We start from the raw sequence: 14,406 nt of genomic DNA on the forward strand, positions 1-14,406 counted from the left end.
TTCCTCTCAATTACTGGGCCAACATGCGAACGTAGTCACCTTGCTTGACTTGTAAAGCCTCAGCCGCTTCTGGGGATAAAATGACAGACTCAGAGGCCTGATCATATGCAGCCTTAGTTGCTACCGCTCTAAAATGCTCAAAAGAAGTATTTGAGACTAAGTAATCCTGCGAGCTAGAGTGCTGCGCAATCGATACTTTTGCTCGGAATGAGTGGCGTACAGATTCGATATTGCGCATATCACACTCAACCGATGGACCACCATCGAAAATATCGACATAGTTGCGACAAGTGAAGCCTTCCTTTTCAAGTAAGCGCAGCGCAGGTTTAGTGTTTTCGTGTACTTGACCTATGACCTCTTGGGCCTCTTTACTAAGCAAGTTAATGTAAATCGGCAGCTTAGGCATAAGATCGGCAATGAAGCCTTTCTTACCAATACCGGTTAAGTAATCCGCCATGGTAAAGTCGATGGAGAAAAAGTGCTCTTGTAACCATTGCCAAAATGGTGAGTTACCTTCATCGTCAGACACCCCGCGCATTTCGGCAAATACGGTTTTAGAAAAACGATGTGGGTGCTCGGCCATCATCAAAAACCGACACTTTGACATTAACCGACCGTTCAATCCGCCGCGAAAGCTAGGTCTTAGGAATAAAGTACAAATCTCACTGCAACCTGTATAGTTGTTACCAAAAGTCAGCAGCTTTACCACATTATTGACCCCAAGCTTTGGCGATGAGTGAACTATGGTACTGATATGATAAGAATAAAATGGCACATCCCAACCAATGGAAGCTTCGATACCCGTGCACCCTGCTACCTCGCCACTCTTGCTATCAAACCCAACCATTAAATAGCCTTCATCGCCGGGCTCTGTCACTTTCGGTTTAGAAAAGCTGTATTCAGAGTGTGTAATACGGTTGGTCAATAACTCTTCGTTGACCGGAAGTGATGTAAATCCATGTCCAGATTCGACGGCACAAGTATGCAAAGCATCGTAGTCCGACATTGTTATCGGGCGAACAACTAGCATCGATATTCCCTCCTGATGCATAGGTCAGCGCCACATTCATCAAGATTTGGCTCATCTCTAGCCAAATAGCATTCACAACAGGTTATAGGATTTAAGAGCCGAGGATCGTCTTAGTGTTGGGAATACCTAATGCGTGGAACTGAAAAAAGAAGATCGCCTCACTAGGACGATCTTCCGTGTTTCTTAATTATTTACTGAGTGTTGCTAGAGCCTTATCAAGCCTTGATAAACCCTCTTCAACTTCTTGCTTAGTGATGACCAAAGACGGTGTAAAGCGAACAACATTGGTACCCGCGACCAGTACCATCAAGCCTTCTTTACCAGCGGCAACCAACACATCTCGCGCTCGGCCTTGCCACTCGTCATTGAGCGCAGCGCCGAGTAGCAAACCTTTACCACGAACTTCAGCAAACATCTGATATTTTTCGTTGAGTTTGTTTAACCCTTCTCTAAACCATGTTTCGCGCTCTGCTACACCTTTAAGTGTTTCTGGGTCGCTGACGATATCGACCACAGCTTCAGCGACTGCACAAGCAAGTGGGTTACCCCCATAGGTTGAGCCATGTGTACCAATTTTAAGATGCTCAGCAAGCTCTGCCGTGGTGAGCATAGCGCCAATTGGGAAACCGCCACCAAGTGATTTGGCTGTACTCAAAATATCTGGGGTTACACCAAGGCCTTGGTAAGCATAAAAGTGCCCTGTACGACCGTTACCTGTTTGTACCTCATCAAAAATCAGTAGCGCATTGTGCTTATCACACAGTTCACGAACCGTTTGTACAAATTCGTCAGTCGGAGCGATGATGCCCCCCTCTCCTTGAAGAGGCTCCATCATAATCGCACAAGTGCGATCTGAAATATGTGCCCGTAAGGTCTCGATATCGTTGTACGGTAAATGGGTCACGTCACCCGGTTTGGGACCAAAGCCATCAGAGTATGCTGCTTGTCCACCTACGGTAACGGTAAAGAAAGTTCGGCCATGAAAGCCTTGTTTAAAGGCGATAATTTCAGATTTCTCAGGACCAAACTTATCGGCTGCATAGCGACGTGCAAGCTTAAGCGCGGCTTCGTTGGCTTCTGCGCCTGAGTTGGCATAAAACACTTTGTCGGCAAAGCTCACTTGGGTGAGTTTTTTCGCCAAACGCAGCGCTGGCTCATTAGTCATCACATTACTTAAATGCCAAAGCTTTTGACCTTGCTCTGTTAGCGCATTCACCATAGCTGGGTGACAATGTCCAAGACAGCTCACCGCAATACCACCTGCAAAGTCGATGTACTCTTTGCCTTGCTGATCCCAAACGCGTGCGCCTTCACCTTTAACAGGCACCATTTCCATCGGGTTATAACAAGGTACCATGACCTCATCAAACAAACCGCGTTCTACTTTACTTTCAACTGTCATTGCACATTCCCTCTCAATACCGCATGCCAGGCAATTTTTGCATCCTTGCCTTCTTATTAATGAAAGCACATTTTGTTTTGCATATGAGCAATTACGGCATTGTATTTACATTTAATTAACCATTTCAATAGTGAATTATTCTTTTTATTCAACCATGAATAGGCAACCCCTCACTTTCATTGAGTATTTATGCACTAAGTCACTGCTTTTATGAAGCAATATATTCTTATAGTTAACATAAGCTGTCGTTAAACATGGTGATTACAGGCTTGAAGTGTTAAAGCTCAAAGGGGCAACGAATAGTTTTTCACAACATATTCGCAGCATAAAATATGAAATAAATGTTAAAAAAAGTGATCGCTATCAGGTTTTGAGAGAAGAGAAAATAGTTGAGCGATCGAGAAAGTTAGCCAATAACTCATGGCCTTGCTCGGTTTTGATTGATTCAGGGTGAAACTGAACCGCTTCTATCGGCAGGGTTTTATGTTGAAAACCCATGATTTCATCCATTGAACCATCTTCTCGCGTTGTCCATGCGGTCAGTTCGAAGCAATTGGGTAAGCTGTCATTTTTTACCACCAGCGAGTGGTAGCGAGTGACAGTGAGTGGGTTATTGAGCTGGGTAAATACGCTGCGGTTATTATGGCGAATGGCAGACGTTTTACCGTGCATCACCTGACGTGCGCGCACCACTTCTCCGCCAAACACTTGCGCAATGGCTTGATGGCCTAAGCACACGCCCAAAATAGGTAATTTACCTGCAAAATGCTCAATCGCGCTGAGTGAGATGCCTGCTTCATTCGGCGTACATGGACCTGGTGATATCACCAAATGAGTGGGATTAAGCGCTTCAATCTCTTCAAGGCTAATTTGATCGTTACGCACCACCTTTACCTCTGCGCCCAACTCACAAAAGTACTGATACAAGTTGTAGGTAAAAGAGTCGTAGTTATCGATGATCAGCAGCATAGCTCTTAAATGGTTTTGATAAATCGTATATATGACGCGGTATTGTGCATTACCAAAGCCGAAAGGCAAGGATTAACTGAAACTAGATTCTGTTATTTAACCATGTAGCGAGCTTCGCTTGGATGACTTATCGGCGAATTTTATGCTCGGTAGCAATATCCCACCCCATAAATGGACTAATTTGCACTTCCAAACTCTTTTGGCACTCAAGATCCCGGAGCTAAATGGTTCTAAATTTGAGATTCTGCCCAATGATCGCCACATTGGCGATCATTGACCGAGCGTTTATAGAATAATTACTACCCATTGATAATGCTTATCTCTATAATTTGCCACTTAACAGAAAGTGGTAAATAAACGAGAACTATAAATGACATTAAAACATATCGCAGTGGCTGGCCTTACCGTATTTGCATTAAGTGCCTGTCAAACTACCTCAGTTGAAAATATTCAAACTACAGCCTCACAAACAACCATTGATGAAGCGAGAAAAAACTTCAAAGGGGCAGAAGACTTCAAAGTACTCGATAACGGTGTGATTTATTACACCAAGCAACTTGACGGTAAACATCGCTGGAGTCCAGTGCACACAAAAGAGCTTAGCTATCGCATGTCTTGTGAAGACTTCCGCTGGTATCTAGAGCGCGGCATGACAGTAAGGATAGCGCTAAGAGGCAAAGGCGCGGTCACCTATGACTATAATTTAGAGCGCTGCGAAACCGAAGCGCCAACCAATCTTTACGATTCCTAACATCAACCGCCACTGCTTTCAGTGGCGATTTTTTACAGTAAAGGCTATTTACGTCTGCGCCATAGGGCTAGACCAAATAAAGATACGATTGCGCCAAGGCCAAATGAGCCGGCCATTTTTAGCTCAAGTACCGCTGGGTCGTGATCTGATGAACGAAAGTGGTCGGTATATTTTGGCAAATCACCTGTGTATCTATCACTGTATTCAAACAGAGTCGATTCACCGCCATTAATATGCCATTCAGTGGCATCGACCACATACTTTTCAAGACTTGGGCTTATCAATATATGGTCAAGCGCGCCCACTTCATCATTGTATGAAAAGCTCCAATTATTTGGATGTTTAGCGGCCACCGCATTAATGTAACCATAGCTGTGATGAATAACCTCGCCCTGATCGCCAAATTGCTCAACACCGCCAATATAAGTATTGCGCGCCGCTTTAATCACTTTGCCATATTGCTTTTGGCTGTAATCGGTTAAAACCAGCATAGGGTCTTCTTTACCGTAAGCATTTAAATCACCCAATATCACTTTATGGCCAGGAATATCTTCAAGCGCCTCTCCTAGTGCCACTGCGGCGGCAACGCGAAAGTTCTCACATGAGCCTTGCTGATCGACGTCTTTTCCACCCTGACCGCCTTCATCGATTGGCGCAGCGTCTTCCCAACATTTGGAGCCTTTTGATTTAAAGTGGTTAACCGCGACAGTGATACGTTCCTCTGCATCTTGCTTTTGGTCTTTGCTTTTTATCCTAAAGGTAGGGGCGAGTGTATTGCGCTGGTAATTCTTACCATCTTCAATCACCTTGCCATCATCATCAAGCACTTCTGGGGCTTGTTGGCTCGGCATCTCAATGACTCGTGAGCTTTGAAGCTCAACGGATTTAAAACGATACAGCACCCCTGTGGTAATCGCATCAGTGCCAATATAATCATTTTTATCCTTGATACCGTCACCATTGGTATCAAGCGCGACAAACTTATAGCGATCTTTTTTGTTATCAATCTGCTGGTTTAACTGCTCAACAAGCTGGCCAATGGCGCCATTTTCGCCCAAGCCATTATTTTCAATTTCCATTAAACCTATGATATCGGCATCCAGGCGCAAAATGGCATTAACAATTTTGGCTTGCTGAATTTCAAACTCAGGATAGGTCTTAGCGCCTCGATTGCCGCCATTGGGGTTAGTGTCTCCGCCAAAAGGAGAGTTGAAATAATTGAGCACATTAAAGGTCGCGATTCTTAAATCGCCCTTTTCTTTAACTTCTGGTTGCTGAGTACGTGGGTAGCGGCGAATAAAATTGTCTTTGCTTAAGGTGTTGGTGGTAATTAAGCGATAGTCGCCATAGCTGTAGCTCAGCACCCCTTCAAGCCCAACGATAGTATCGCCAATGCGAATATAATCTTCGGTCGAGCCATTTTGGTCAGCGTCGGTGACACCAAATTCAGGGTAATAAGGAATCACGCCATTGGGCGCTTTATGGTCAGATTCGATAAATAAACGTCGCTCGCTATTATCCTTGCTTTGCTGCTTAGCCTTATCTGAACCGGCAGCAAAAGCTTGGTTAGGGTGCATATTGATGCCCCCTTGCGCCAGTACCATGTTATTACGACTCGCCGCATAATCGTAACCAAAGGTGCGCGTGACTCGCATATCAAGATTGGCACTTGTTTTAACCAACATACCTTCATAGCGCTCAAGGGATTGTTCAAAGCTGGCATCATCGGCCAAAATATCAATCTCAGTTGCAACTGGCGGTGTGTGCTCTCCCTGCTTAACCCATGCGTTTTTCCCCGCTTTTAGCTGGGTCTGCTGGTAGTTTTCCTGAACTTTACCTTTAACACAGACTAGATCGCCTGGCTTAAGCTCAGACTGAGATTGGTTGGTTTCAACAAATAGGCCTTCTGAGGTTTTCGGGTTGCCATCATCGTTAAGCGCTTGCAGGTAAAAGCCTTTGGTCAGACTGCTAGTAACTGCGCTCACTATGCCTTTTACATACACCTCATCGTCGGAGATAAAGGCACCATTATTGAGCAGTGGAGAGCGACTGCCCTCACCTTGAATCTCTTGAATTGAGGTAAAGACTGGCTCATGACCGTCTTGCTCGCATGCAAACGGCTCTGGTGCTTGACCGCCATTAAGCTCACCCAAACCTTGAATATCATTTTTATCTGACTCTAGCCAATTTGAGGCTTGGTAATGAGAAGAAGGAGAAAAATCATCTTGGCTGCGCGTTAAGGTGACATCTTTGGCAAAATCATTTCCGCCCATATCACCGATTACATCATGTACATCGTTACCTTTAAGCAGAGCAACTGGGTCATTACCGTTAAAGCCAAGTACATCATTGTCTAGAAAATCACTGAGGTTTTTAATATCCTCATTTGACTGCGTATGGCCAATCACTAAGACGCTTTTCGCCTGTATAACTTTACCGTCTAATGACAGCTTGCTATCCCAATCGCCACCACCATTGATTGATTTAGCCAAACTGTAACCATCAAGCTCTACCGAAACTTCGCCAGTATTGGCAATTTCAATGGCTTTATTATTATTGCTACCTTCGACGTATTGAGAAATAATGATCTCAGACATTGCTGGCGTAGAGAGAACACTTGCGACCACTGCTGCAAGTAAAGTTGGAGTGAGTTTTTGTTTCATTCTGTCCACCTTGCGTCGCTTCCTTTGTTATCTAGGTATAGAAAGCGCGTTTCAATTCCCTTTTCCTGTTGAGAAAAGACTTATAAAGCTCGACCAGTGTTGATGTTTTTTATGAAACTAAAAACAACATTCCATGACATTGAGATTTCGATCCCATAGGTAAAATGAATATTTGGATAAGCGTCAAACTTTAAACTGAATTGAAATACTTGTTGCAAATTTGCAAGCTAGGTATCAAGAAAGGAGAGAGTTTCGAGCACAACTAGAATAAAGGCTCAAGGGTGGAGCGGACGCTAATCACTAGCGTCCATCACAAGGTTAGGGCTTATTGAGGTGGTTATTGTTGTCGTCTTCTTTGCGCTCATATTCACCTTCAAATGTATGGCCATCATTATCTTGGTTGTGGCCAAAGCCATCTTGCCGGAACTGATGAGAGCCAAACTCTGCGGAGGCTTTTACCACCATTTTGGTCATCAGATACTTGGCTAAAGCGCGGCGCGGCGCAGGCAATAGGACTATCATGCCCAGCGTATCAGTTAAAAAGCCTGGAATAAAAAGCAACACCCCAGCGACGGCAAGCAACACACCTTCTAGAATTTGCTGTGCCGGTAGCTCTCCTTGCTTAAGCCTGCTTTGCACTGAGAGTAAGGTTTGTAATCCTTGACTACGCACTAAAGAGGCCCCCAGAAATGCGGTCAAAAAGACCATGGCGATGGTTGGCCATAAGCCAAGATAATCGCCTACTGAGATAAACAAACTTATCTCGATAACAGGAACCAATACAAATATTAAGAATACGATAGCAAACACATGCCCTCCTTTGTTGGCACTAGTGTAAGATCAAAGCTTGCCAAACCTCAAACGAAAGCGACAAAAATTCACAGCGCTATGGCAGTTTAAACTCAGTTTAGCGTTTAAAAACATTCAACAAAGCAAAAATAAAAAAAGTGATCAAGATAGCGTTTTTATCCGCTGAGTGAAGTATCATGAGCCCCATAAGTCAGGACGTATTTTACAGCCAAAAAACTCTGACGAATGGATTCTTAAGTTGCAGAATGGCGAGCATTTTCATTTACATCAGAATAATTATCTAAGGATCCTATCATGGCTAGCCTAAATGATACCCTACACCCAGCGAACACAACCCGTATTGAAGAAGATCTTCTCGGTGAGCGACACGTTCCCGCTGATGCTTACTACGGCATCCATACCTTGCGCGCAATTGAGAACTTCAATATTTCTAACGTGACCATTTCCGATGTGCCTGAGTTTGTTCGTGGTATGGTAATGACCAAAAAAGCGGCAGCGCTTGCTAATAGCGAGCTTGGTGTTCTACCAAAAGAAATCGCTCAATACATAGTTGAGGCATGTGATTTGATCCTAGACACAGGCAAATGTATGGATCAGTTCCCATCGGACGTGTTCCAAGGTGGGGCTGGAACCTCGGTCAATATGAATACCAATGAAGTAATTGCCAATGTTGCATTGGAGATCATGGGCAAAGAAAAAGGGCAATATCAGTTTATTAACCCTAATGATCACGTTAACAAGAGCCAGTCGACCAACTGCGCCTACCCAACGGGTTTTCGTATCGCAGTTTATAACAGTGTCCAGACGCTTATCGAAGCAATAGAATACTTAAAAGGCGCATTTGCACTAAAAAGCAAAGAGTTTAAAGGCGTACTAAAAATGGGCCGTACTCAGCTTCAAGACGCTGTGCCTATGACAGTTGGACAAGAGTTTCATGCCTGGTCTGTGACCTTAAATGAAGAAATTCGTGCGCTTGAATATACATCTAAACTCTTGCTTGAAATTAACTTAGGCGCGACGGCAATTGGTACTGGTCTCAATGCCGCGCAAGGCTACCAGCAATTGGCAGTGAAGCATTTGGCACAAGTTACTGGGTTGGATGTGGTACCGGCAGAAGATCTTATTGAAGCAACCTCAGACTGCGGCGCTTATGTAATGACCCATGGCGCACTAAAACGCCTCGCGGTTAAATTGTCTAAAATCTGTAACGACTTACGTCTTCTATCTTCTGGTCCTCGCGCTGGTATTAATGAGCTCAACTTACCAGAGCTGCAAGCTGGCTCGTCAATTATGCCCGCTAAAGTTAACCCTGTGGTTCCTGAAGTGGTCAACCAAGTGTGTTTTAAAGTGCTGGGCAATGACAACACGATTTCGTTTGCAGCAGAAGGTGGCCAATTGCAGCTTAATGTCATGGAGCCTGTAATTGCTCAGAGCATGTTTGAGTCCATTTCTTTACTTGCCAATGCGTGTATTAATCTGCGTGACAAGTGTATCGATGGCATCACAGTTAATAAAGAAGTGTGCGAGGGATACGTCTATAACTCCATTGGCATAGTCACTTACCTAAACCCGTACATTGGCCACCATGAAGGCGATATTGTCGGTAAAATCTGCGCAGAAACAGGCAAGAGCGTGAGAGAAGTCGTGCTTGAGCGAGGCCTACTCAGCGAAGAAGAACTCGATGATATCCTCAACGTCGAAAACTTCATGCATCCCAAATACAAAGCAAAGCGCTATCAATAACAAAACGTGACTAGGGCCGAAGCAGGCCCTTTTTTGCACAGCAAATTTAATTCCACAATTTTTTAGCGGATTAAATCAATCGCTTTCTAAAGTTCGAATTACTGGCTTTTAACAGCCAAATATAAAAGTTAAAATATATAAGAGGTATCTACCATGATTATGCTTGAGCTATTTGTCGTCCTGCTCTTCATCTTCCTCGGAGCGCGCATTGGTGGTATTGGGATTGGCTTTGCTGGCGGCGCTGGCGTCATCGCACTGTCCTTTGTTCTGGGCGTGCCTACCAGTCAGACTTACATACCTGTTGATGTCATCTTGATCATAATGTCAGTCATTACTGCCATTGCAGCAATGCAAGTTGCAGGGGGTATGGATTGGCTGGTTCAATTGGCGGAAAATTTTCTTCGTAAGCACCCAGAGCGGATAACTTTTTATGCGCCCATTGTAACCTTTTTAATGACTTTGATGGCAGGTACGGGCCACACGGCATTCTCGACCCTACCGGTTATCGCCGAAGTGGCCAAGGGTCAAGGCGTTCGCCCATCTAGGCCATTGTCAATTGCCGTTGTCGCATCACAAATCGCGATTACCGCTTCACCCATATCCGCCGCTGTGGTTGCATTCTCATCCATGCTCGCGCCAAAAGGGATTGATTATCTGACCTTACTTGCTGTGTGTATCCCAACCACTTTCATCGCTTGTATGATAGGTGCATTTGTTGCCAACTTCATGGGTAGTGAGTTAAAAGATGATCCCATCTACCAGCAGCGTTTAGAGCAAGGTCTAGTTAAGTTAGCACCGCAAAAGCAGCGTGATATTTTACCAACCGCTAAAACGGCAACCTATATATTCCTCATCGCGATTGCATTTGTTGTGTGCTACGCAGCTGCCATCTCAACATCAGTAGGACTGATTACCGACCCAGCGCTTGGGCGCAACGAAGCCATTATGGCAGTGATGTTAACCGCGGCAGCAGCGATTGTGCTCTTCACTAAGATTGATGCTTCAAAAATCCCCAGCGCGTCGACATTTCGCTCAGGAATGACGGCATGTGTTTGCGTTCTTGGCGTGGCATGGCTGGGCTCTACTTTTGTCAACGCCCATGTGGAAGGCATTAAAGAGGTGGCTGGGGGGTTATTGAGTGACTATCCTTGGATGCTAGCAATTGTATTATTTTTTGCTTCCATGCTACTTTACTCTCAAGGGGCAACCACGGTCGCTTTAATGCCAGCAGCACTGGCAATAGGTGTCGCGCCGCTCACCGCAGTGGCTTCGTTTGCTGCCGTCAGTGCTTTATTCGTCCTACCTACCTACCCAACCTTGCTCGCTGCGGTAGAAATGGATGACACAGGCTCGACTCGGATCGGCAATTATGTCTTTAACCATCCCTTTTTTATCCCAGGCGTTGTGACCATTACTTCTGCTGTTGCACTGGGCTTCACCTTGGGAGGGGTCCTTATTTAGATAAAGCATGGAGGTACTATAATACCTCCATGATAAAGACCTCTTTTTAGACAAGCAGCCTCTTGACTTAGATCATATATATCACTGTTCTCAAAAGTGCCTAAATAATGAATAGTTTTCTCTATTTAAATCATCAAACCTATTATATTCAATATAAAAACTATTTTTATAGCATAGTCATTTGATTAAAATAAAATTTTAATCATCAGACATTGTTAGCTGAATTTATCACATAATACTTTTGTGAAGAACAACAATAATAATATCGGTCATAATTATTAGAATGGGTAAGGTTTTTATACTTATATAAAATATACCACTCTTAGTTGACTTCTATTTACTGCTTGCCAAATAGAAGTTAGGAGGTCATCATGACAGCACAAATTGATCCAAGTGGCAAAAAAACGGGCTTCTTTGCCAGACTCAAGTTTCCATCCGCCTACAGCATACTTTTTATATTAATTGCCTTCGTCGCACTGCTGACATGGGTGATCCCTGCTGGTCAATATCAACGCGAAATGAACCAGGATTTAGGCCGTGAGGTACCCATAACTGGGACATACCAAACCGTCGAAGCCAATCCGCAAGGCATAGCGGATGTCTTTCTTGCACCTATAGATGGCTTTTACGATCACCAAAGTTATCAAGCGGCTGCTATCGATGTTTCTCTATTTATTCTGGTTATGGGTGGGTTTCTTGGTCTTGTCACAGCAACAGGCGCCATTGATGCCGGAATAGAGCGAGTGACTCATGCCTTGCACGGCCGAGAAGAGATGATGATCCCTATATTGATGGCGTTATTTGCTGCAGGTGGCACAATTTATGGTATGGCAGAAGAATCATTGCCTTTCTATTCTCTGCTAGTTCCGGTCATGATGGCTGCACGCTTTGACCCTGTTGTGGCTGCCGCAATCATATTACTCGGAGCAGGAATTGGTGTACTTGGCTCGACTATTAACCCTTTTGCCACCGTCATCGCTGCTAACGCATCAGGCATCCCGTTTACTGACGGTATATTGCTGCGCGCAGCAATATTAGTCATTGGTTGGTTTATCTGTGTCGCTTATGTTATGCGTTATGCGCGTCTAGTACGCAGCGATCAAAGCAAGTCCATTGTCTATGACCAATATGAGGAAAATAAACAAAGGTTTCTTGGTCAGAGAAGTGAAGAATCTATTGAGTTCACAGGCCGCCATAAAGCAATCCTATGCATATTTGGCGCTTCCTTCGCGGTCATGATCTACGGTGTTTCAGTCGCTGGGTGGTGGATGGCCGAAATATCAGCCATGTTCCTTGCTGCCGCTGTGTTAGTTGGCTTAGTTGCCGGCATGAGTGAAGAAAATTTTATCCATAACTTTATTGATGGTGCGCGTGACTTACTCGGCGTAGCACTTATTATTGGTATTGCTCGTGGTATCGTGGTTGTGATGGATAACGGAATGATCACAGACACTATTCTAAACTCTGCTGAGCAGACAGTGACAGGTTTGTCTTCTGTTGTGTTCATCAACGTAATGTTCTTTTTGGAAATTTTACTTTCTTTCCTTGTTCCCTCGACCTCAGGACTTGCCGTGCTAACCATGCCAATCATGGCGCCTCTGGCCGACTTTGCAGGAGTAGGACGAGATCTTGTCATTACCGCATACCAATCAGCATCCGGACTAGTCAACTTAATCACACCGACTTCTGCGGTCGTAATGGGAGGACTTGCAATAGCACGCGTCCCATATATTCGCTGGATAAAGTGGGTCGCGCCACTGCTGGGTATACTTACCATCTTCTGCGTTATCATGATAAGTATCGGTGCCATGTTCTAAAAAGCTCTCATTCTACCAAGCCGCTTAATCAAGCGGCTTTTTTAGTACAAATAGTCGGCAGATTTTCAAATGTCACCGTCACTTCAATCCTTATGTTTAACGTGAGCCAAGTCATATTTATCGAAAGAATTTATGTTAATAAAAGTTAAACAAGTCCATGTAATTAATTACCTATTAATTTCTTATGAATAGATTAAATTTAAACTTTGGTTTTAAATTTCTATTCGTTTGAATATTGTTCCTAGATGGTGGCTCTCTATTATCATGGAATTTAAATAGGTGAATATTTTTTCCATCTAAATGTATATTCAGAGCGTTAACAAATATTAAACACATGCATAGATATTGTTAAAGCCTTTTCTTAAAGACAATAATGTATAAAACATAAACTGTGATTCCCTTCTAAGAAGCCCCCAGTAACAGGCGTATTATGAATTTCAGCCAAACAAACATTTCTCCATTCTGAGCACACAACACGCCAGAACTTAACCAGAGAGACTTGAGTATGAATAACTTGTACGTTGGTTCCGAAATTGGTCAGTTGCGTCGCGTTCTCGTTCACCGCCCCAAACGCGCGTTAACCCACCTAACCCCTTCAAACTGCCATGATTTACTGTTTGATGATGTGCTTGCAGTTGAGCGGGCTGGCGAAGAACACGATGTGTTTACCGCAACTTTATCTGAGCAAAATGTTGAAGTACTGTTTCTAACCGACTTGCTGTCTGAAACGCTCCAAGTGTCAGAAGCAAAAGATTGGCTACTCTCGCATCAGGTATCAGAGTACCGACTAGGACAGACATTTGCTAGCGATGTTCGTTGCTACCTAAGAGATTTGCCCAACATAGAACTGGCTAAAATACTCACAGGTGGCTTGTCTTATGCTGAAATGCCAGTTCAATCTTCTTCCATGATGCAAGGCCTTCACCAACCGATAGACTTTATCCTTGAACCACTTCCCAATCACTTATTTACCCGAGATACCTCCTGCTGGGTATATGGCGGCGTGTCGATAAACCCAATGGCCAAAACCGCACGCCAACGAGAGACGAACCATCTCAGAGCAATATACCGCTGGCATCCGACATTTGCTCAGCAAGGTTTCATCAAATACCTCGGCGATAAAGAAATCCAGTATGACAATTCGACCATAGAAGGTGGGGATGTTTTAGTGATTGGTAAAGGCGCGGTTTTGATCGGAATGTCTGAACGTACAACGCCTCAAGGCGTCGAGCATTTAGCTTCGCAGCTTTTCAAACACAGTCAAGCCAAACAAGTCATTGCGATGGAGTTACCCAAGCATCGCTCTTGCATGCACCTTGATACTGTCATGACCCATATGCGCGAAGATACTTTTTCAATCTATCCAGAAGTGATGCGCAGTGATATCCAATGCTGGAAATTAACTGGCGATGAGTCAGGCAAGGTCAATGTAAAACAAGAAAACAGCTTTGTTCATGCGATAGAAAAAGCACTTGGTATTGGTCAGATTAACCTCATCACAACAGGGGGGGACAACTTCAATGCAGAACGAGAGCAGTGGAATGATGCCAATAATGTTCTGACTGTAAAACCTGGGGTTGTGATTGGCTACCAAAGCAACACCTATACCAATGAAAAATACGACAAAGCAGGTATTACCGTGTTGCCTATCCCCGGTGACGAGCTTGGGCGAGGTCGCGGAGGCGCTCGTTGTATGAGTTGTCCTATTGAGCGTGACGGCATTTAAGTCCTAACACCTATCAATGTCTAGATTGGGAGAT

Annotated in this window: 10 protein-coding genes; 5 read left to right on the forward strand and 5 right to left on the reverse strand. The window is 44.2% G+C overall.

Annotation, left to right across the window (positions count from 1 at the left end; genetic code table 11):
- Positions 1-10: 10 nt before the first annotated feature.
- The 3 genes from astA to FIV01_RS13340 all read right to left on the reverse strand — a co-directional run bounded on the left by astA (position 11) and on the right by FIV01_RS13340 (position 3,401).
- Positions 11-1,030, reverse strand: coding sequence for an arginine N-succinyltransferase (gene astA / locus FIV01_RS13330; RefSeq protein WP_152431396.1), 1,020 nt, complete (start codon positions 1,028-1,030; stop codon positions 11-13).
- Positions 1,031-1,217: 187 nt separating this feature from the next.
- A complete protein-coding gene (locus tag FIV01_RS13335) occupies positions 1,218-2,432 on the reverse strand; it encodes an aspartate aminotransferase family protein (protein WP_114787389.1) in 1,215 nt (404 codons plus the stop codon).
- A 363-nt stretch (positions 2,433-2,795) separates the two neighbouring features.
- The gene (locus FIV01_RS13340) at positions 2,796-3,401 is read right to left on the reverse strand and encodes an aminodeoxychorismate/anthranilate synthase component II (RefSeq protein WP_152431397.1); all 606 of its coding nucleotides are present in this window, start codon (positions 3,399-3,401) and stop codon (positions 2,796-2,798) included.
- Between the two features lie 370 nt (positions 3,402-3,771).
- On the opposite strand from FIV01_RS13340, the gene FIV01_RS13345 reads away from it, so the two are divergent.
- Complete coding sequence (locus FIV01_RS13345) at positions 3,772-4,152, forward strand: putative periplasmic lipoprotein (RefSeq protein ID WP_152431398.1); 381 nt, start codon at positions 3,772-3,774, stop codon at positions 4,150-4,152.
- Positions 4,153-4,196: 44 nt separating this feature from the next.
- On the opposite strand, the gene FIV01_RS13350 is transcribed toward FIV01_RS13345, so the two are convergent.
- Positions 4,197-6,815, reverse strand: a complete 2,619-nt coding sequence (locus FIV01_RS13350) for an ExeM/NucH family extracellular endonuclease (protein WP_152431399.1) — start codon at positions 6,813-6,815, stop codon at positions 4,197-4,199.
- Between the two features lie 318 nt (positions 6,816-7,133).
- Positions 7,134-7,625, reverse strand: a complete 492-nt coding sequence (locus tag FIV01_RS13355) for an FxsA family protein (RefSeq protein WP_152431400.1) — start codon at positions 7,623-7,625, stop codon at positions 7,134-7,136.
- Positions 7,626-7,919: 294 nt separating this feature from the next.
- On the opposite strand from FIV01_RS13355, the gene aspA reads away from it, so the two are divergent.
- The 4 genes from aspA to arcA all read left to right on the forward strand — a co-directional run bounded on the left by aspA (position 7,920) and on the right by arcA (position 14,372).
- A complete protein-coding gene (aspA, locus tag FIV01_RS13360; protein ID WP_152431401.1) occupies positions 7,920-9,368 on the forward strand; it encodes an aspartate ammonia-lyase in 1,449 nt (482 codons plus the stop codon).
- A gap of 153 nt (positions 9,369-9,521) precedes the next feature.
- Positions 9,522-10,829, forward strand: a complete 1,308-nt coding sequence (locus FIV01_RS13365; protein ID WP_152431402.1) for an anaerobic C4-dicarboxylate transporter — start codon at positions 9,522-9,524, stop codon at positions 10,827-10,829.
- Positions 10,830-11,200: 371 nt separating this feature from the next.
- A complete protein-coding gene (locus FIV01_RS13370) occupies positions 11,201-12,646 on the forward strand; it encodes a YfcC family protein (RefSeq protein WP_152431403.1) in 1,446 nt (481 codons plus the stop codon).
- A gap of 505 nt (positions 12,647-13,151) precedes the next feature.
- Complete coding sequence (gene arcA / locus FIV01_RS13375; protein ID WP_152431404.1) at positions 13,152-14,372, forward strand: arginine deiminase; 1,221 nt, start codon at positions 13,152-13,154, stop codon at positions 14,370-14,372.
- Positions 14,373-14,406 lie beyond the last annotated feature (34 nt).

The organism is Vibrio aquimaris, assembly GCF_009363415.1.
In the GTDB taxonomy this organism is placed as follows: domain Bacteria; phylum Pseudomonadota; class Gammaproteobacteria; order Enterobacterales; family Vibrionaceae; genus Vibrio; species Vibrio aquimaris.